Annotated in this window: 16 protein-coding genes; 13 read left to right on the top strand and 3 right to left on the bottom strand. The window is 60.6% G+C overall.

Going from position 1 to position 20247, the window contains the following annotated elements:
• The first annotated feature begins 9 nt into the window (after positions 1-9).
• The 5 genes from ACVW0C_RS00135 (at position 10) to murJ (ending at position 4920) form a co-directional block, all read left to right on the top strand.
• The gene (locus ACVW0C_RS00135; protein WP_011434281.1) at positions 10-492 is read left to right on the top strand and encodes a globin family protein; all 483 of its coding nucleotides are present in this window, start codon (positions 10-12) and stop codon (positions 490-492) included.
• A gap of 469 nt (positions 493-961) precedes the next feature.
• A complete protein-coding gene (locus tag ACVW0C_RS00130) occupies positions 962-1819 on the top strand; it encodes a phycobilisome rod-core linker polypeptide (RefSeq protein WP_414332161.1) in 858 nt (285 codons plus the stop codon).
• A 33-nt stretch (positions 1820-1852) separates the two neighbouring features.
• A complete protein-coding gene (locus ACVW0C_RS00125; RefSeq protein ID WP_457383929.1) occupies positions 1853-2680 on the top strand; it encodes a HEAT repeat domain-containing protein in 828 nt (275 codons plus the stop codon).
• 50 nt (positions 2681-2730) lie between these two features.
• Positions 2731-3117: a hypothetical protein gene (locus ACVW0C_RS00120; protein WP_414332159.1), complete on the top strand. Its 387-nt coding sequence runs from the start codon at positions 2731-2733 to the stop codon at positions 3115-3117.
• Between the two features lie 156 nt (positions 3118-3273).
• A complete protein-coding gene (murJ, locus tag ACVW0C_RS00115) occupies positions 3274-4920 on the top strand; it encodes a murein biosynthesis integral membrane protein MurJ (RefSeq protein ID WP_457383928.1) in 1647 nt (548 codons plus the stop codon).
• Here murJ and sigC read toward each other — a convergent pair.
• Entirely contained in the window at positions 4917-6017 is a 1101-nt protein-coding gene (gene sigC, locus ACVW0C_RS00110) for an RNA polymerase sigma factor SigC (RefSeq protein ID WP_457383927.1), read from the bottom strand. The genes murJ and sigC overlap by 4 nt on opposite strands.
• A gap of 566 nt (positions 6018-6583) precedes the next feature.
• On the opposite strand from sigC, the gene ACVW0C_RS00105 reads away from it, so the two are divergent.
• Complete coding sequence (locus tag ACVW0C_RS00105; protein WP_414428372.1) at positions 6584-7162, top strand: cofactor assembly of complex C subunit B; 579 nt, start codon at positions 6584-6586, stop codon at positions 7160-7162.
• A gap of 12 nt (positions 7163-7174) precedes the next feature.
• Here ACVW0C_RS00105 and mutS read toward each other — a convergent pair whose 3' ends face one another.
• Positions 7175-9874, bottom strand: a complete 2700-nt coding sequence (mutS, locus tag ACVW0C_RS00100; RefSeq protein WP_457383926.1) for a DNA mismatch repair protein MutS — start codon at positions 9872-9874, stop codon at positions 7175-7177.
• 466 nt (positions 9875-10340) lie between these two features.
• Here mutS and ACVW0C_RS00095 point away from each other — a divergent pair, with 466 nt between their 5' ends.
• The 5 genes from ACVW0C_RS00095 (at position 10341) to ACVW0C_RS00075 (ending at position 17289) form a co-directional block, all read left to right on the top strand.
• Positions 10341-11384 carry a FecCD family ABC transporter permease gene (locus tag ACVW0C_RS00095; protein ID WP_414424714.1) on the top strand — a complete coding sequence of 348 codons (1044 nt, stop codon included), beginning with the start codon at positions 10341-10343 and terminating at the stop codon, positions 11382-11384.
• Positions 11381-12214 (top strand): ABC transporter ATP-binding protein, encoded by an 834-nt coding sequence (locus ACVW0C_RS00090; protein WP_457383925.1) that lies wholly within the window; start codon positions 11381-11383, stop codon positions 12212-12214. Before ACVW0C_RS00095 ends, ACVW0C_RS00090 begins: the two co-directional genes overlap by 4 nt.
• 65 nt (positions 12215-12279) lie before the next feature.
• Entirely contained in the window at positions 12280-14700 is a 2421-nt protein-coding gene (locus ACVW0C_RS00085) for a TonB-dependent hemoglobin/transferrin/lactoferrin family receptor (RefSeq protein ID WP_457383924.1), read from the top strand.
• 46 nt (positions 14701-14746) lie between these two features.
• On the top strand, positions 14747-16066 hold the full coding sequence (locus tag ACVW0C_RS00080) for an energy transducer TonB (RefSeq protein ID WP_457383923.1): 1320 nt from the start codon (positions 14747-14749) through the stop codon (positions 16064-16066).
• 335 nt (positions 16067-16401) lie between these two features.
• Positions 16402-17289, top strand: a complete 888-nt coding sequence (locus ACVW0C_RS00075) for an ABC transporter substrate-binding protein (protein ID WP_011434267.1) — start codon at positions 16402-16404, stop codon at positions 17287-17289.
• Positions 17290-17585: 296 nt separating this feature from the next.
• Here ACVW0C_RS00075 and ACVW0C_RS00070 read toward each other — a convergent pair whose 3' ends face one another.
• Positions 17586-17969, bottom strand: a complete 384-nt coding sequence (locus tag ACVW0C_RS00070) for a hypothetical protein (RefSeq protein WP_011434266.1) — start codon at positions 17967-17969, stop codon at positions 17586-17588.
• A 92-nt stretch (positions 17970-18061) separates the two neighbouring features.
• Between ACVW0C_RS00070 and rppA the strand changes: the two genes are divergently transcribed.
• Positions 18062-18751: a two-component system response regulator RppA gene (gene rppA / locus ACVW0C_RS00065; protein ID WP_414355523.1), complete on the top strand. Its 690-nt coding sequence runs from the start codon at positions 18062-18064 to the stop codon at positions 18749-18751.
• A 28-nt stretch (positions 18752-18779) separates the two neighbouring features.
• The gene (locus ACVW0C_RS00060; protein WP_457383922.1) at positions 18780-20240 is read left to right on the top strand and encodes a sensor histidine kinase; all 1461 of its coding nucleotides are present in this window, start codon (positions 18780-18782) and stop codon (positions 20238-20240) included.
• Positions 20241-20247 lie beyond the last annotated feature (7 nt).

The following is a 20247-nucleotide window of genomic DNA, read 5'->3' as shown; positions in this document are numbered from 1 at the left end:
TTTTGAATCATGCAAACCCCAATTGTTGACGCCATCGCCACTGCCGACAGCCAAGGGCGCTACCTGAGCAACAGCGAATTGCAGGCCATCAATGGCCGTTTTCAGCGGGCTGCCGCCAGCATGGAAGCCGCTCGAGTTCTGAGCAGCCGTGCCGACGAGCTGGTGCGCGGTGCCACCGAAGCGGTTTACGCCAAGTTCCCCTACACCACCCAACCCGGTGGGCAGTGCCACACCCAAGCTGGCAAGGACAAGTGCGCCCGTGACGTGCGCCACTACCTGCGCTACATCACCTACTGCTTGGTAGCCGGTGGCACCGGTCCTCTGGACGAGTATCAGTTGGCCGGGATCCGCGAAATCAACGCCGCTTTTGAGCTCTCCCCCAGTTGGTTCATCGAAGCCCTGCGCTACATCAAAGCCAACCACGGCCTGACCGGGCAAGCGGCCACCGAAGCCAACACCTACATCGACTACGCCATCAACGCGCTCAGCTAAACCCTTGGCTTGGGATCCCTCTAAAAGGGCGACGCCGGCTAGCCAGTTGGCTCATCCCATAAACCAGGGGGGATGGCGAGGGAAGGTTGTTGAGGGCAACGGTGGTGAGCCTGCTACGTTGCGGAGAGATACGTTTGACCACGTGGGTTTGCGGATCAGTCTCCCCAATAGGAAGGCGCCACTGTTGCTCTTCTGCAGCTTGGGGCTGCCGATTTTTGATTTCTAATTTTAGTTTTCGATTTCTACAGTCGTTTCAGGCTAGGGTGAGACGCCTGGGCTATTGATCGCGCCAGCGGGACGGAGTCCTTGAAAAGCCTTTTGGCCCCCTGCATTATTGCTCCGCAACGCCGACGCGACGACGCAACCAACACTTTAGGTGTGGGTGCAATGTCCTAGCTTGAATCGAAATGACCCTAAACGCAAGCTTGTTCTCAATCTGTGTCCATTCAGTTCAATCGGGGGAATTAGCATGAGTGCAATTACAGCGGCAAGCCGGATGGGGATCCGGGGCATTACGGAGACCACCCCACTGGAGTTGCGCCCCAACGCCAGCCAGGATCAGCTCAATGCGGTGCTGCGGGCCATCTACCGTCAGGTGCTGGGCAACGACCATTTGTTTGGGGCCGATAGGAAGGAGCTAGCCAGTGCGGAATCGCTGCTGCGCCAGGGCAGCCTGACGGTGCGGGAGTTTGTGCGATGGATCGCCAAGTCCGAAGCCTACAAAAAGCGGTTTTTCTACCCCAACTCGCAAACCCGGGCCATCGAGCTCAATTTCAAGCATCTGCTGGGACGCGCTCCCACCAGCCCCAAAGACATCGCCCGCCATTTGGACATCTACCAATCTGGCGGCCACAGCGCGGAGATCGATTCCTACATCGACAGCCCAGAATACCTGGAAGCTTTTGGAGACAACATCGTCCCCTACCCGCGTGGGTTTGAATACCGCAAGGCCCATTCCACCCGCGACTTTACCAATCTCTTCGCCCTCTACGGGGGCTACGCCAACAACGACCGCTCCCAAGGGCCCAGACCCCGTTTGATGATGCCTTTGGCCACCGGGTTTACCCCGGCCATTCGCCGCATTGGGGTGCGGGGGCTGCTGCCGCCCAGCCCCATTTCCAAACACCTGGGGCCGCCAACGGGCCAGTCGGATCGCATGTTCTGTGTGGAAGTGACCCGGCTGCTGAATCCGCCTTCGGCCCTGGCCACTTCCAGCCGAGTGCGCAAATCCAACCAGCAGATCTTCGTCTCTGCCGATCAACTGTCGGCGACAATGCAGCGGTTGCTCAAATCGGGCGCCAAGATCGTCAGTGTCCGCAGCGCTTAATCCCTTCTCGGTGTCCTCTCCGTTGTCGATTCCATGACCACTGCTGTTCCTCTGGATCCCAATCCGTCGGTGGATCTCACCCCGGCTGGACAAATCGCCAAGCTGCGCCACGGGGATCCAGGGGAACGCTACTATGCGGCTTGGTGGCTGGGGCGCATGCGCATCGTCGAAGGGATCCCGGCCCTGATCGAGGCCCTGGCCGATGAAACGGATCGCACCGCTCAAGGGGGATATCCGCTGCGGCGCAACGCTGCTCGTGCTTTGGGTAAACTGGGATCCCTCGCCGGGATCCCTCCCCTGAAGGCGGCTTTGTCTTGCTCCGATGGCCAAGTGGTGGCAGCGGCTGCCCAGGCGCTGGTTGAGATTGCCTTTGTCAACAACCTCCATAGGGATCCCGACGAAGTGGAAAAGCTGGGATCCGCTTTGCTGGAAGGGCTGCGCCGTGTGGAGCGAGGACTGCAAACAGAAGCCCAAGCCGCCCTAGAAGCCATTGTCGAGGCTCTTGGACAACTGCAAGTGACCGCTGCTCTGGAGCCAATCTGTCCCTACCTAGAGCACACTTCCATTCGCTTGCAATGTGCGGCGGCGCGGGCCTGCTATCGTCTCACCGGGGATCCGACTTTTGCTCAGCGCCTGCTGTCGGTGTTGAATCACCACAACATCCATCTGCGGCGGGCTGCCCTTTTGGATTTGGGGGCCAGTGGCTATTTGCCGGCAGCACAGGCCATTGCGGCGGCGGCGGTGGAGGTCAACCTGAAGCTCCTTGCCCTCAAACAGTTGGTGGAGATCAACCTAGAACATCAAAAGATCCCCGGTGCTGAGCTGCAGCAGGTGCTGCGGCTGATCGACGAGCTGCTGTGAGCGGTGGTGCTTCTGGGCTCTTGCTGTTCACATTAGCGGGACGGAGTCCTTTGCAACTGACCTATCAAGGCATTGCCCATGAGTTTGTGCATCCCTCTGGGGTAATTCAAAGCCGTCAGAATGTGCCCGCTCGGCACCGGGGTTTGGGGTGGAGCTGGCCAGCTCAATCCCTAGCCGTGGCGCTGCCTCAGTCTTTCCCCCTCACCTATCGAGGTATTGCCCTCGATCCTGGAGCAAGGGTGACGGCAGGGATCCCTGAGGTGCAAGGGAGCCCGGCAGCGGCTGTCTCCTCTCGGAAGCACTTCATGACCTTGGTCGAGGAAACCCATCGGCGGAACCTGCTGCACCGGCTGCAGGAGCGCATCCGTTCTGCTCAAGCCCGTGGGGATGAGCATCTGTTGCAGCAACTGGAACAGGAACGGCAACTGTTGGCCTGACAAGCTCGCTGCCTGCCCAAGGGATCCAGCTAATGCCCGACAATTGCCCAGAAGGGTTCGATATTCCCGATAATGGGAAGCGGCTCCTGGGATTCAAAGAGGGATCCGGGATCAGTTTGTTGTTGAGGCAGTGGTTGGGGTGCAGGACACAAGGTAATGGAGGAGTCTGCCACTCAGGAAGAGATCCCTGGGGGATCTCCTTCAGCAGGGCCATCCCGTTCGTTGATGTCGGTGGCGGGCTTGGTAGCCGGGGCGACCTTGCTCAGCAAGGGCGTAGGCTTCGTTCGCCAAGCTTTGATTGCAGCAGTGTATGGCTCGGGGCCGGAGTACAGCGCCTTCGGGGTAGCCTACATCCTGCCCGGTTTTCTGTTGATTCTGCTGGGAGGGATCAACGGCCCTTTTCACAGCGCCATCGTCAGTGTCCTCAAAAAGCAGCGGGATCGGGACAGGGAGGATGCGGCTGCCTGGCTGGAATCCATTTCCACCTTGGTAGGCTGCCTGCTCCTGCTGGTCAGCTTGGGCCTTTGGTGGGGAGCGGACTGGGTGGTGCGCCTGAATGCGCCGGGAGCCAGCCCCGAAGTCCATGCTCTGGCCGCTGCGCAACTGCGGATCATGGCCCCTTTGGCCTTGCTCTCGGGGTGGATTGGCATCGGCTTTGGAGCGCTGAATGCTGCCGAACACTACGCCTTGCCTGCCCTTAGCCCGCTGATCTCCAGCTTGGCGGTGATCGGGATCCTGGTCACGCTGGGATGGACGGGGATCCCAACTTTGCTGGCCTGGGGCGTGCTCATCGGGGCCATTGCCCAATGGTTGGCCCAAGTTCCGCTCCAGATGCGGTTAGGGCTGGGGCGACCGCGCCTGCGCTTTGAGTGGGGATCCCCGCAGGTACGGGCGGTGGGCTTGCTGATGTTGCCGGCGGTGATCTCCTCCGGGATGATCCACATCAATGTTTATGTGGATCTGTTTTTTGCCTCTTTCGTACCTGGGGATCGCACCATCGGCAACTTGGGATATGCCCAGCTTCTGGTACAAACGCCGCTGGGGATCCTCTCCAACATGGTGCTGGTGCCCTTGATGCCTCTCTATGCCCAGTTGGCAGGGGATGGATCCCGTTGGCCGGAGCTGCGCCAGCGTATCCGCCAAGGGCTGATGCTTACGGCAATTGTGACCCTGCCCCTGTCGATGCTGTTGGTGGCTTTGGCCGAGCCCATTGTCCAAGTGGCCTACCAGCGGGGGCGCTTTACGCCGGAGGTGACACAAGAGGTGGCAGCCCTGCTCATGGCCTATGGTCTGGGGATGACCGGTTACCTGCTGCGGGATGTGCTGGTGCGGATCTTCTATGCCCTGGAGGATGGGGCTACGCCTCTGCGCATCAGCAGCATGGCCATTGGCCTGAATGCCCTACTGGACTTTCTATTTTTGCAGGCTTTTGGAGCGCCGGGCATTGCCCTGGCCACCGCCGGCGTCAACCTGATAGCCGTGATCGGACTGGGGATCCGCCTCCACCAGCGCCTGCCAGGGATCCCTTGGCGGGAGATGGGACAAGCCCTACTGCCATTGCTGGGGAGCACCGTCCTGGCCGGGGGACTGAGCCATTGGCTGTGGACCCAACTGCGCTCCTACGAGATTGTGGGGTCTCCCCTGCTCACCGCCATCATTTGGGCCGGGCTGGCCGCGGGTTTAGGTCTAAGCTTGTTCGCCGCCGGAGCTCTCTACCTGCGGATCCCAGAAGTGGAGTGGGCAGCAGCCCAACTGCGGAAACGGGTAGGACGCCGGGGGAGCCAGTGGGCAAGCCGGAACTAGCTGATGGCTTCCAGGTAATCCCGCACGCGGTTGCGCCGCTTCGGCTGACGCAGCTTCTGCAGGGCTTTGGCCTCAATTTGCCGCACCCGCTCTCGCGACAGATCCAAGGCGCGACCGATTTCCGCCAGCGAATAGGTGCGCCCATCCCCCAAGCCGAAACGCATGCGGATCACATCCCGCTCGCGGCTGGTGAGATCCGAGAGCAACTGCTGTAGATCGCGATGCAGGGCTTCCCGCATCATGGTCTCTTCTGGGGAAATGTCGTCGGTTTCCAGCAAATCCCCCAGTTCGGTGTCCTTGTCTTTGCCCACCTTGGTTTCCAGAGAAACCGAGCGGGGCACCCGTACCAACAGCTCGCGTACTTGAGGCGGCGTCATCTCCAACTCGGAGGCGATGTCTTCGATGGTGGGGGTGCGGCCCTTTTCCTGGGAGAGCTTGCGCTGCGCTTTTTTGATCTTGTTCAGCTTCTCGGTGATGTGAACGGGCAGGCGGATGGTGCGGCTTTGGGTGGCAATGGCACGGGTAATGCCCTGCCGGATCCACCAGTAGGCGTAGGTGCTGAAGCGGTATCCCTTTTTCGGGTCAAACTTTTCCACCGCCCGCTCCAGGCCCAGCGTACCCTCTTGGATCAGATCCAGCAGCTCCAAGCCGCGGTTTTGGTATTTTTTCGCCACCGACACCACCAGGCGCAGGTTGGCCTTGATCATGTGCTCTTTGGCACGCTTGCCAATTCGCTGAACCTGCTGCAGCTTTTCAGGGGTCAGTTGCGCCCACTCGGGGTACTGGTTGGCCTTAGCCACCCATTCCGCAAGAGTGGGATCCCGTCCCAACTCTTTCTGCAGGCGCAGGCGCAAATCCAAGAGCTTCATGTAGTCTTGGACTTTTTGGGCCAGGGCCACCTCTTCATCGCGCCCCAACAGAGGAACACGACCGATCTCTTGTAAATAGAGGCGCACCAGATCAGTGGAGCGGCGGGTTGGCTCCTCTTCCAGAAACTCGCCATCGGCCAGATCCACCTCTGCTTCTTCGGCAGCCTCGAGGAGATCGGCGGGGCCATCCAACAAAATGTCGTTGAGTTCAGGTTCGTAGTTAGACATGTAGGGTGTTGCTGATGTAGCGACAGGGGTAGGCAGTTCAGTGGGCTGAGAGAGGAATGGTAAACGATGTGGAGCGGGTTAAGCTTAAGTGTTCCCCTTTGCTCAACGCCTTGCGGCATTCGGAGGAAAATCACACATTGACCTCTTCCTCAACCCGACCTCATGCCCCTACCCCACAGAGAAAGGCTAACGTGGCAGTGAAGGGATCACGCAACGGGTAGAGCGTGAGCCCCTTATCATAACTTAATTATAGTTGCATTTCTCAGCCCAGAGACATGAGAGCCAGCGTAGGATCCCCCCAGTTCAACCGTCACCGCCACTGCGAAAAAGCGTATTGCCCTCAGGGTGAACCCAGCAGCTCGTCCTTGGGGGAAGTAACCCATCCATCCTAGAGGGTCTAAACTTCAAAGGTAGCGTGTAAATTGCTTTGCCTATTCCAATCTATTCGATTCTATTCGATGAACTGTTCCCATTCACCTATCCCACCCAGCTGTGGGGGAGCCAGACTCCCCGAACAGGTCAACCCCCTTCCTCTGGGCGGACTGGGCTCTGCTCAGGCACTTGAGTTGGCCATAGCCCCGCTGACGGGGGAAAAGGTTTCAACCTTGGCGTTGACGACTCTATTGGCCATCGGTCTATTCTTTTTTCTGCGAGCTGCGGGCAAGGATCGCGTGGAGAGTCGCCTCTACTTTAGCAGTCGCAGCCTGGAAGAAATGGGATCCGCTCTACGGGAGCACTTGGAAAGGCGTGGCTATCGTCTCCAGTCCGCCGATGCCGAGGGGATCGCCACCTTTGCAGGGCAGGGTCAGGCTAGCGTGGGGCTGGCCCTTTTTTTGACGGGGCTGGCGGGGACGGGACTGGCCTGTTTGGCCTTGGTGCTGCAGACCCTTGAGCCGGGGTGGGGAGCTTGGCCCTGGATGGTGGTGCTGGCTTCTCCCTGGGCGGGTTGGTACTACCGGCAGCGCAACCAACGCCCGGAACAAATCCGCCTGAAACTGCAGGAAGCCGACGAGGACTCCGTCCCGCTCTCGTCCTGGGAACGAACGCCAACGGCTTCTGGATCCCACCTGTGGGTGGAGGGGCATCGGGATGAGCTGGATGGGCTGGCTGCAGCCCTGGGGTTGCAAGAACGGGATCTGGATTAGGGGTAGGGGAGTCTAAGGCCAATCGGGAGAGAGAGGTGCTGGGATCAAAGACAGTTGATCCCCAACGGCAGGGTCGGGGATCCCATTGGGAGCGGGCTCTTTTTTGGAGTTCTTTTGGGCGAGGCGGTTTTTCCCTTGGTTTCTCAAGCCCAGGCCGATGCGGCTGTGTTTTTCCACCAAGGCCAGCACCTGTTTGGCCCGCTGGATTACCGGCTGCGGCAGGCCAGCCATGCGTCCCACCTCGATGCCATAGGAGCGATCTGCCCCCCCAGGCTGTACCTGGTGCAAGAAGATGATGCGATCTTGCAATTCCTTGACCACCACCTGAAAGTTGGCCACGTTGGGCAGCAAGGTCTCCAGTTGGTTGAGCTCGTGGTAGTGGGTGGCAAAGACCGTACGGGCGCGCACCTGAGTGGCCAGGTATTCCGCCACCGCCCAGGCAATGGAAAGGCCATCGAAGGTAGCGGTGCCTCGGCCAATCTCGTCCAGCAGCACCAAGGATCGCTCGCCGGCGTGGTTGAGGATGTTGGCGGTCTCGTTCATTTCCACCATGAAGGTGGACTGGCCGGTAGCCAGATCGTCCACAGCGCCAATGCGGGTAAATACGCGGTCGCAGAGGCCCAACTCTGCCCGCCGCGCGGGGACAAAGCTGCCCATCTGGGCCAGGATTTGGATGAGCCCAATTTGCCGCAGGTAAGTGGACTTGCCGGACATGTTGGGCCCGGTGAGGACGATCAAATCGGGGCCGTGGGGGGATCCCAGCTGCACCGAGTTGGGGACAAATAGGCCCTGAGGCAGGGATTTTTCCACCACCGGGTGGCGACCCTCCTCGATGATCAGCCGGCGGTCTTCGGTGATTACGGGACGGGTGTAGCCCTGCTGCACGGCCACTTCCGCCAGGCCAAACAGAGCATCGACGGCAGCCAGGGTCTGGGCCACTTGGCGGATGGCTTCGGCCCGGGATCCTGCCTCTTGGCGCAACTGCACAAACAGCTCGTATTCCCGCTGGTTGATGTCGGTTTGGGCTGTGAGGATGCGGGCCTCTTTTTCTTTGAGCTCGGGGGTAATGAACCGCTCTTCGTTGGTCAGGGTTTGCTTGCGGATGTACTCTTTGGGGACTTGGTGGGCCTTGGCGCGGCTGATGCTGAGGTAGTAGCCGAAGGCCTTGTTGAAGCCCACCTTGAGAGTGGGGATCCCAGTGCGGTCGCGCTCGCTTTTTTCCAACTGGGCAACCCACTGGCGGTCTTGCTCCACCTGCTGCCGCAGCCTGTCCAGCTCGGGATCCACGCCGGCTCGGATGAGGCCCCCCTCGGTGAGCACAGGGGGAGGGGAGGGCAGGAGGGTGTGCTCGATGCGTTGGCCCAGCTCAACCAGGGCGGGATCCACCTGTTGCAGGCTTTGCAAGAGGGGAGTCTTGGCTTCCCCCACCAGCTCGGCCAACTGGGGCAGTTTGCCCAAGGAGGATCCCAAGGCCACCATCTCGCGCGGGTTGGCGGTGCCCGATCCGACGCGGTTGGCCAGCCGCTCCAGGTCGTACAGAGAGTCCAGAAGGGATCCCAGGCGGGCCCGCAGAGAAGGGTTTTCCAAAAGCTCTTGGATGGTGTCTTGGCGAAGGCGGATTTGCTCTAGATCCCGCAAAGGCTGCAGCAACCAGCGCCGCAAAGTGCGCCCCCCCATGGCTGTACGGCTGTGATCCAGCACCCAGAGCAGGGATCCCACAAAAGCCCCCTCTCGGATGGTCTGGGTGAGCTCCAAGTTACGCCGGGTTTGGGCATCCAAGATGAGGTAGTCCGTGAGCTGGTAGGTGCGCGGGGGAGGCAGGAGCGGGTGGCCTCCCTGGGGAGAAGGCTGCAGCAGGGTCTTTGGTGCTACGCACCGCTGAGGCGAATGGGTTTCTTCTAAGTAGTGCAAAAGCCCTCCCGCTGCTCGCACCGCCAGAGGCAATCCCTCACAGCCCAATCCTTCCAGAGAGCGCAGGCCGTAGGTCTGCATGAGGTTCTCCCGCGCCACCGCCAGTTCAAAAGGTTCGGCTGGGCGCAGGGTATAGGCGTATTGGTTGGGGAGACCCAGGGGCTTCTGGGGATCCCCGGGCCGCAGTAGACCCAGGCCCAGCCCCTCCTCGGTGGGCAGCAAAACCTCTGCCGGCTGCAGCCGGGCCAGTTCCTGCTCCAGTTGCTCTTGCCCCTCGCTCTGACACACCCAGAACTCGCCGGTGGAGATATCCGCATAGGCTAGGCCCCAGCGGCAGGGAGCCTGCTTCGATCCTTTGAGCCGCACGACGGCTGCCAGGTAGTTGTTTTGCCGCGCCTGCAGCAGCTCCTCTTCGAGGACGGTGCCAGGGGTGATCACCCGCGTCACTTCCCGCCGCACCAAGCCCTTGGCCTGATCTGCTGGCTCCATCTGGTCGCAGACGGCCAGGGCATAGCCTTTGGCCACCAACTGGGCGGCATAGCGGTCAAAGGCGTGGTAAGGGATCCCGCACATGGGTACCCTGCCGATGGCTCCGGCCTCTCGCCCGGTGAGCACCAGCTCCAGCTCCCGCGACACCACTTGCGCATCCTGGAAAAACATCTCGTAGAAATCCCCCAGGCGGTAGAGCAGAATGGCGTGCGGGTATTGCCGCTTCAGCTCTACGTAGTGCTGCATCATGGGGGTGAGCAGGGCGGGATCCACCTCTAAGGCATCCCAAGTAGGCTCGGCGGAAGAACTCATGGCATCAAAACGTGGGCAAGCAATGGGCTGAAGGTTCGGAGTCTAGCCAACTCGGGCCGACCAGCTTGGGCCATTTTAGATCCAGGTCTAGATGAAGTTTGAGACGTTTCCCCAGCCCTTCTCCCCTGATTCCCATTTCGCGGTTGGTTGCCATGACCTCGCTCAGGGTAGTTGGATCCCCCCTGAGGTAAGTCTGAATGGCTGGGCAGAGGCGCTGTCCGGTCTTGTCCAAAAGCCCTGAAGCGCAAGAGGGAGAAATTTAGGCACAAGCTATTGAAACTGACTTGCAACATCCAAGAAGCCTTGCTATTCTAGCGACTACGTTTTGTTGAGTTTGACTTTCAATAAAGCTCGGGAGGGAGGCCTGGCCAACTTGGCTGAGTTTTCCATCCCTCCCTTGCGGGCGGAGGGGGTTTCTTGGCCTCAGAAGGCTCTCTTCCTGGGCAAAGCTCGAGAGGTTTTCTCGGTGCTGGTCGATCGCGAGTGTCCGTATACAGAGGTTGAGGGGGGCAGAGGCTGGGGGCAAAGAAAGCGGCTGCTCTCGCCAATCGGTTTGACCTGTTTGCTATTGAGTTTCATTTTCCTAGTACTTTTGGTCTCGATTGCTTTGGGATCCGTTCCCATGACTTTCCCAGAACTCTGGCAAGCCCTGTGGGGGCAGGGGGATCCCATTCGGCAGACGATTGTTTGGCAGTTGCGGCTGCCGCGGGCGCTCTTGGCCCAGTTGCTGGGGGCGGCTCTGGGGATGGCAGGGGCCCTGTTGCAGGGGATGCTGGGCAATGGGCTGGCGGATCCCTACCTGCTGGGCATTTCGGCGGGGGCGGGCCTGGCGGCGGTGGGGTTGCTCACCTTGGGAGAGTGGACGGCTTGGGTGCCCCTGGCCGCTTGGGTGGGCGGGGTGCTGACTACCGTGTTGGTGTACGGGTTGGCGCGTACTCCCTCGGGACTGGCGGTGGAGCGGCTGATCTTGGCGGGGGTGGCCGTCAGCGCCCTGTTTGGGGCCATTAGCTCCACCTTGTTGTTGATGGCAGATGACCGGGTGCAGGTGGCTCTCACCTGGTTGATCGGCAGCTTGAGCGGGCGGGGCTGGCCAGAGGTGCAGGTGGCCGGGGCGTATATCCTGGTCGGCTTGGGATTGGGATGGGGGCAGGCGCGGGCTTTAAACCTGCTGAGCTTGGGGGAAGAGATGGCGGTGAGCTTGGGGATCCCTCTGGCGCGGACGCGGGTGGTGATTGGTCTGGTGGCGGCTTGGCTGGCGGCAACCGCCGTCAGTGTGGGGGGGGTGATCGGCTTTGTCGGTTTGGTGGTGCCCCACATGGTGCGGCAGGGGGTGGGATCCGATTACCGCTGGCTGTTGCCCCTTTCTGCCTTGGCAGGGGCGACCCTGCTGAGCGGTGCCGACATCCTGAGCCGTTTGGGCCCGATAGAGCTGCCGGTGGGGATTGTCACCGCTGTGATGGGGGCTCCCTTTTTCGGCTGGCTGCTGCGGCAGCAGGGGGCAGGGCGATGAGAGAGCCCATCCTGCAGGTCGAGGACTTGAGCGGGGGCTACGGATCCCGGACGGTGGTGCGACAGGTGAGCTTCAGCGTGCAACAGGGGGAATGGCTGAGCATTGTCGGCCCCAATGGTTCCGGCAAATCGACGGTGCTGCGGCTGTTGAGTCGGGTTCTGATTCCCCAAGCTGGGCGCGTGTACCTGGACGGTCGGGATCTGCACACTCAACTCACTCCAAAGCAGGTGGCCCGGCAGTTGGCTCTTTTGCCCCAGCAGCCGAGGATCCCGGCAGGGCTGACGGTGCGGCAATTGGTGAGTCTGGGGCGTTCTCCCCACCAGCCCTGGTGGGCGTGGCAGTTGACGCCGGCGGATCGGCAGCGGGTGGAGTGGGCTCTGGAGCAAGCAGGACTGGGATCCCTGGCGCTGCGGCGGGTGGAAACCCTTTCGGGGGGCGAGCGGCAACGGGCTTTTCTGGCGTTGGCTTTGGTGCAGGAGCCGCAGGTGTTGCTGTTGGATGAGCCCACCACCTTTTTGGATCTGCGCCACCAACTGGAGCTGCTGGAGCTGTTGCAACGGCTGAAGCAGGAGCAGGGCCTGACGGTAGTTACGGTGCTGCACGACCTGAATTTGGCCATTCGCTACAGCGAGCAGATTGCCTTGCTGGGATCCGGCCAGATGCAGGCCCTGGGGTCTCCCTTGGCGGTGTTGACCCCCAGCCGGGTGCGACAGGTGTTTGGCCTGGAGGTGGAGTGGATCTCGACTCCGGTAGGGCCACAGCTTTGCCCCCTGCGCAGCACAGCTCCAGCGGCAGCAAGGCTCCTCTCCCTGCCGGTGTCAGGGTGCTGAGGGAGGGTTTGTCCGGTTTTGCAGTGAATTTTCCCTGTTGTGGATTTCGAGGAGCATGAGAGGTTATGCGCGTGAACGGTCGTTGGTGGCGGGTGGTGAGTTTGGGGTTGAGTTTGGGAGTGGGCTGGGGATCCCTGTCCCAGGCTCAGCCCAATGCCCGGATCCCTGAGACTCCTTTGCTGGCCCAGGCCACCCCTCGGGGAGCCACCACCATCCAGGAGCAGATTCGCGAGCTAGAAGCCCAGATCGAAGCTGCCCGCCGGCGGGGGGATCAGGCGGAGGTGGAGCGGCTGCAAGCGGATCTGCAAGTGCTGCGGCAGGGCACCCCCGTCTTCAACCTGCAGCAGGTTACGGTCACCGGCACCCGCACCGAGCGCACCCTGGCCGACTCCCCGGCCACCATCACCGTCATCGACCGGGAGCGCCTGCGGCAGGAGCTTATCCAGAACATCCAGGATCTGGTGCGCTACGAGCCGGGGGTGAGCGTGCGGCGCAGCGTTCGCTACGGCCTGCAGGACTTCAACATCCGCGGCCTCGACGCCAACCGGGTGCTGATCCAGGTGGATGGGATCCGCCAGCCGGAGCGATTTTCCTTCGGCCCCTTCACCATTGGCCGGGATACCTTTGAGCTGGAGACCCTGAAAACTGTAGAAATTATCCGCGGCCCCGCCTCCACCCTCTACGGCAGCGACGCGCTGGGGGGTGTGGTGACCTATACCACCCTGGATCCAGCCGATCTGCTGGGGGAACGGGACAGCCATGTGGGCCTGTCCAGCCAGTACGACAGCAAAAACCAAGGGTACGTCAACACCCTCAGCTTGGCGGGTCGGCAGGATAACTTAGAGGCCCTGCTCATCTACACTCGCCGCGACGCCAGAGAGCCGGATATCCAGGCGGATCCCAGTTTCAAGGATCGGCAGACGGTGGAGGGAGACAATGTTCTGGCCAAGCTGGTCTATCGCTTCAGTCCCTTTGACAGCCTCACCCTGACGGCGGAATACTTCAACAACCGCACCACCACCACCTTTTCGCCCCGCAACCTGGATCCCGGCATCCGCTTTTTCAGGGAGACCATTGAGACCGAGCGCAGCCGCCTCAGTTTGGAATATCGCTACGCCAACCCCGATACCCCCGCTTTTGAGCTGGCCACCGTCCAGATCTACTACCAGCCGGCCCGCACCCAGGAGCCCAGCGTGGAAGAACGCACCCTCACGGTACAAGGTCGGCCCGTGCCTGTGCGTCGGGATACCTTCAACGAGCTGGTCAGCAACATTCTGGGAGCCAGCGTACAGGCCCAGAGCCGCTTCCAAACCGGGGATCTCTCCCACCGCTTGGTGTATGGAATGGAGATCTCCACCACCCGCAACGAACGTCCCCGCAACCGCTTCCAAACCAACCTGCTGACCGGGGCAGTCACCCAAAACATCCCCCCGGACACTTTTCCCACCAAAGATTTTCCCGACTCCGATACCGTGCGCTTTGGGCTGTATTTGCAAGATGAGATCGACTTTGGGGGCGGCAACTTTACCCTCATCCCCGGCATCCGCTACGACACCTACCGCCTCACCCCCAGCCCTGACGAAGCCTTCTTGAAAAGTGGGGCAGAAGCCGCCAGCCTGTTTGCCGATGCCATTTCTCCCAAGGTGGGCCTGGTGTGGAGGATTAATCCCAACCTCACCTTTACGGCCCAGTACAACACCGGTTTTCGGGCCCCTCAGTACAACGAAATCAACAGCGGCTTCACCAACCTGGTCAGCCCCTTCTTCCGCTACCGCACCCTTTCCAATCCCAACTTGCGACCGGAAACCAGCCAAGGCTTTGAAGTGGGGTTGCGGGGGATCTACCCCCAGGCCAGCTTTAGCTTGGCCGCCTACTACAACACCTACAACGACTTTATCGAGGCTTTCCGGGAGGTGGGATCCGAGCCTTCACCCCCCGGCCCGCCAGGGAGCCCGCCACCTCCACCGGTGACTCTCTTTCAGAGCCAGAACGTCAGTCGGGCCCGCATCTATGGTGTAGAAGCCACCGGGCAGTACTTCTTCAGCCCCGATTTGACCGGCTGGAGCCTCAATGGCAGCTTTGCCTGGGCGGTGGGGGACAACCTCACCGAAAACAAACCCCTCCTTTCCATTGAGCCACTGACGGCAGTACTGGGACTGCACTACGACGATCCCAGCCAGATCTGGGGAGCCAGGTTGGTGGCCACGCTGGTGGCGGATCCCCGCGACCCGCAACGGGAGGTAGTGCAACCGAACCCCAACGCTCCACCTCAAATTCCGTTTGTGCCCAAGGGCTACACCGTGGTGGATCTGCTGGGCTACTACAACCTGGACGACAACTGGCAATTGAATTTCGGGGTGTTCAATCTCTTTGATGAAAAGTATTTTCTCTACTCCGAAACCCGCTCTCTCTTTGTCGGCCCTGAAGTGGAACGGCGGGCCCAGCCGGGACGGCATGCTGCGCTCAGTTTTTCCACCCGGTTTTAGGGGCCAAGACCTGAGGCCGTGTTTACTCTGGATCCTGCTCTAACCGATGCTTGCCGAGCCACCTGCCCGCACCCCCAAGGGATCCCTCTCTCTTCTTCGGAAGTCCTGTCCCCAGCTTTTGTGGCGACTGCAGGGGTGGTATTGGCAGCAGGCGGGCATGGCCTGGGAGGCGGGGCTGGCTTGGTTGGCGTTGTGGCTTTGGGCTGGCGCAAGAGAGAGCGGCTGGCTGGAGTGTGCCGAGGAGCTGCTGCAAGAGGCTTGGGTGGCCGGCTATAGCTGGGCTGCCCTCTGGACAGCTTGCCAGGAGGGGGAAGATCCGCCGGGGACCGTCCTCCACCTGCGAGCCAGGGATCCCCGACCGCTGCGCCGGGAGGGGTTGATTTCCCTCCTCTTGCACCTGATGGCGCTGCTGGGGCTGGCTTGGTGGGGATCCCGGCCTTTATCAGACGCAGAACTCCGGATCCCAGTCACGCTTTTGCTGGAGGATCCCGAGCCACAGTTGCTCGAACCGGATTCAGAATCCATAGAATCTCTCCCACCAGAGCCAACAGCAGAGCCGCCCGGCCCGGCCCCGGAATCGCCCCCTGCAGACGATCTATCCCCACCGGAGCCTGTGCCCCAAGAGATCGAGATGCCAGCCATCCCGGAGGCTGAATCTTTGCTGGCCCTGCAAACTCCGACTCCTACGCCTCCACCGACCCCTACACCCATTCCCACGGCAAAGCCAGAACCCACCCCTACTCCTCCACTGACCCCATTACCGACAGCCACCCCGCAACCCACTCCTCCGCCACAACAGCCCACCCCAACTCCGGCGGTTACCCCCACCTCTACAGCGACTCCACTCACCTCCGCCCCGGTTACCTCAAGCACCCCTCTGCCCCGCTTTACCCCCTTGATCCAAGGGATCCGTTCCAGCGTAAAGACTGCCCCCGCTCCGCCTTCCCCCGGCAGCGAGAGCAGATTGGGGCCAAGGGATCCTGAAACTGGGACACCTGGCGGTATAGGTGCAGCCCAACCCCATTCCTCTGCCCCAACACCTGCCACCCCCAGTTCCTCCCCACCGACAGTGGCTGCCAACCCCCAGCCGGACATCCTGGCCCGCCCGATCCCCGGTCGCAATCCTCCGCCCCCCTACCCTCCTCAAGCTCGCCGTCTCGGCCAACAGGGGCAGGTGCTGCTGCGGGCCAAGGTCAATGCCCAGGGGCAGGTGCAGCAGGTGGAGATCGCCTCTTCCAGTGGGTTTCCCGCCCTGGATAGGGCAGCGCAGGAGGCGGTGCAGCGGTGGGAATTCAGCCCGGCCTTGAGAAACAACGCCCCCATCGAGTCTTGGGTGGTGGTGCCCATCCAGTTCACCCTCAATTGATTGCTGTTTGGGAATTGTTTTGGAGCATGACTCTAGTCAATAATAAGCTCAACTATACTGAAAATAATGTATAATATGTTCAGTACGGATTACTACCAGTTGATCTTTCTGTTTACTTTCGAGTCTGCCAACATGGTAGCCAAAGCAAAGCAGAAAATTGGTAGTAAGACGACACGGAAACTGCGCTTTGGGTATTCTACTCAAAGCTTTGCGGGATACCGCCATTCTGTTTGGACTCCGTCCCGCTAACGCGAATGGAAACAAACAGAATGCTATCGCTGCATAGTTGAACAGTGATGTTCAGCAGTGTTCAGCGTAAATGTATCAGATTGTCTATGCTGTCTCGTCTTTCTCGCCGTCAACTGTTCGCCTTTGGTCTGGCCAGCGTGGGGGCCTGGGGAATGGGGCGTTTGGCCCAAGCCCAAGGTCGGATCCCTCAGGAGCCACTCCTGTCAGCGAGACAGAGTCCTTTTCGTCGGGTAGCCAGCCTCACCACCTTGACTGCCGATATCCTCTATCGCTTGGCCCCCGATAGGTTGGTGGGGATCCCTGCCGGTCGTTTGTTGGAGGAGGATCCCCGCTTCCAAGGCTTGACCCGCCTGGGGCTGGGCAACCAACCCAACCTGGAGCAGCTTGTGGCCCTACAACCGGACTGGGTGGTGGGGGCCAGTGGCTTTCACGAGGCTCTGGCAGAACGGCTGCAGGAGCTGGGGATCCCCACCTACCTCACCCGCGTGGACAGTTGGGCTGCTTTGGAAGAGACGATTGCCACCCTGGCTGCTGCTTTGGGGGCGGATCCCGATCCCTTGCTGCGGCAGTATGGATCCCTTTTGCCCCAGGAACTGCCCCGCGTTCGACCCAAAACCTTGCTCTTGGTGGGCACCCAGCCGATTCTTTCTCCCAACCGGCAAAGCTGGGCCGGGGATCTGCTGGAACGCTTTGGCGCGGACAATCTCACCGCTACCTTGCAAAGCCAAGGGCCTTTTCGGGGCTACGTCACCCTTTCGGCAGAGCGCATCCTGGAAGCCAACCCAGAAGTTCTGCTGGTGGTCAACCCGGAGGCGGCGGATCCCTTGGCGTTTTTCCGTTCCCGCCCCTTTTGGAATCGGTTGCAAGCCGTCCAAACTGGGAAAGTTTATGGATTTGACTACTACGGCTTGGTCAATCCCGGTAGCTTGGAGAAAATTAGAGTTGCCTGCGAGCAGTTAGCCCGCATTTTTTGAACGGACTTGGAGTGTCTGATACATTTACGCTGAACACTGCTGAACATCACTGTTCAACTATGCAGCGATAGCATTCTGTTTGTTTCCAACCAGAATGGCGGTATCCCGCAAAGCTTTGAGTAGAATACCCAAAGCGCAGTTTCCGTGTCGTCTTACTACCAATTTTCTGCTTTGCTTTGGCTACCATGTTGGCAGACTCGAAAGTAAACAGAAAGATCAACTGGTAGTAATCCGTACTGAACATATTATACATTATTTTCAGTATAGTTGAGCTTATTATTGACTAGAGTCATGCTCTAGTCCAAGCTATAGCGGGTCAGGCGCTGCACTTGCTCGGGAGCAAGGCCAAGCTCTTGGGCAATCTGAGCCGACACCTGGTCTGGATCCAGTTGTGGAAATTCAAATTCCAGCTTGCGCAGGTGGGGATTGGTGGTAGTCACCTCCACCTTGGTGTAGCCACGGGAGCGGCGGATCTCCGCCTGAATGGAAAGAATATCCAGAGCCAAGGTGGCTTGTTGCTGGCTGCGAATCGCCAAAGGTTGCTCTAGCCGGCGAGGACGGCTCAGCGCTTGGCCCGTCACCCACTCTCCCCCCGCCACAAAAAGAAGCCCTGCCAAGGGCAGCACCAGCCAAAAATCAAACCCTAGATCTTGCCACCGATGGATTTTGGGCCACCCCACCGTTGTTCTCTCCCTTGCAGAGGGCTATTTCCGTGCTCCATCCTAGCCTGGGCAGTGGGAACTGGCCGTCTTGGTCAACGGCGCACAGGACGATGCGAATTTTGCTGGTGGAGGACGACCCGGAACAGTTGGAGCCTTTACAGGCTGCCCTGTCCAAGTGCGGCCACGTGGTTGACTGTGCCAAGGAAGGGGAGATGGCTGCCTGGCTGATGGAGGAGAAAGCCTATGATCTCCTGATTTTGGATTGGATGCTGCCGGGGCCAAGCGGGATCCAGCTCTGTCGGCAATACCGCCAATCGGGGGGATGTGCGCCGGTGCTGATGTTAACTGCCAAAGACGCAACATCGGATGTGGTGCAGGGGTTGGATGCGGGGGCGGACGACTATTTGGTCAAGCCGGTGGATCTGGTGGAGCTGCTGGCACGGGTGCGGGCTTTGGGACGCCGTTCCCCCCAATGGCAAGGAGACAGCCTCAGCCTGGGATCCCTGCACTTGCACTTGGCCAGCCTGACCCTAGAGCGGCAGGGGAGGCAGGTACAGCTTTCGGGCAAGGAGTTTCAATTGATGGAATACCTGATGCGCCATCCCAACCAGGTGCTCAGTCGGGGCCAGATCGAGCAGGCGGTGTGGGAATGGGGCTGTGAGCCGGAGAGCAATGCCGTGGCTGCGTTGGTGCGGCGGTTGCGGCTACGGTTAAAAGAGGTGGAGGCCCAAGATTGGCTGGAATCGGTGTATGGCCAGGGGTACCGGCTGCGCATAGCCTCTCCAGAAGAGAACCCATGAAAGCAGTTTCTAGGGGGTGGCGATGGAGGTGAAAAGAGCTGAACACAAGCATTCTCTCCCATGGCTGGGCTGGAACTGGGTTTCCCTGGCACACCCCCTTCAGCCGCACCTGGGGCAGAAGGCTGCGACAAGAGGGACGGGATCCCTGGTGTTTCACCACAGCCGCCGTCGCTTGGCCCGCAGCTTTGCCGGGGTCATGGGGGGGATCCTGCTGGTGTTTGCCGCCGTCTTCTACCGCTTGGAAGTGGAGAACCAGTTGCAGGCTTTTGACGAGGAGCTGCAGGTTCAGGCCGGGATCATGGCGGCAGCCATTAAGTACGAGCTGCGCCAGGGGCAGTGGCGGTTGGTGTTGAACGAGGTGCCCTTTTTGGGGGGGAAAACCCAACCCCTCGACCATCACTTGGCCTATGTGCGCTGGTTCGATCCTGCTCCCGGCACCGGAAGGGAAAGCTTGGGATCCCTGCGCCAGTACACGGGATCCCGGCCTCCTCTGGAGCTGTTTGACTTGGATGGCCCGCCTCACCATCTCCAACTGGGTTTCCAAACGGTGGAAGGAGAGAGCGGCTTACTGTTGCGCCAGCTCACGCTGCCGGTGCAGCAGGAGGAAAAGCTACTGGGCTACTTGCAACTGGCGGTGCCCCTGGAACCGCTGCAACTTACCCTGGGTCGCTTGCGCTGGGGGTTGGGGATCGGGATCCCGCTGACGCTGGCGTTGATCGGCGGGGCCGGCTGGATCTTGGGGGGGCTGGCGATGCAGCCGATTCGTCGCTCCTACGAGCAGTTGCAACGCTTCACTGCCGATGCTTCCCACGAGTTGCGCGCCCCCCTGGCCGCCCTGATGAGCAATGCTCAAATGGCTCTGCTGGCCCCGGAACAAGCTCAACCTCGCCTGGAAAAGGTGGTGAGCGGTGCCCGCCGCCTCAGCGTGCTGATCGATACCTTGCTGCAGTTGGCCCGCCAGCAGGGATCCCTGCCCCTGGAGGATCTGCCGCTTCTGAATTTGCGAGCGCTGTTGCAGGAGCTGAGCGAGCAATACCGCCCCCAAGCTGAGGCCCTTGGCCTTCACTGGCAATGCCACCTGCCTGAGACGGATCTTTCTGGGGGTTGGCTTGTGCGGGGGAACGCTGCCCTGCTGCGGCAGGCCATCGAGAACCTACTGCGCAATGCCCTGCAGTACACCCCTGCAGGCGGCACAGTGCAGGTGAGCCTGGAAAGCCAGCGCCAGCGCGCTTACCTCCACGTCAAGGATACAGGCATTGGCATTCCCCCCGAGCATCTGCCCCATCTGTTTGAGCGGTTTTACCGGGTGGATGAAACCCGTGCTCGCCATACGGGTGGGTTCGGTCTGGGCCTGGCCTTGGCCCAGCAGATCGTCACCGCCCATCGGGGATCCCTGCGAGTGGCCAGCCAAGTGGGAGAGGGATCGATATTTACGGTAGAGCTGCCCTTGTCATCTTCACGTCATTTTTCTCTGCCATTCTCAAGATGAGCCGCGA

This window comes from Thermostichus sp. OS-CIW-26 (assembly GCF_054058395.1).
This window is presented reverse-complemented; position numbering and strand designations above follow the sequence as displayed.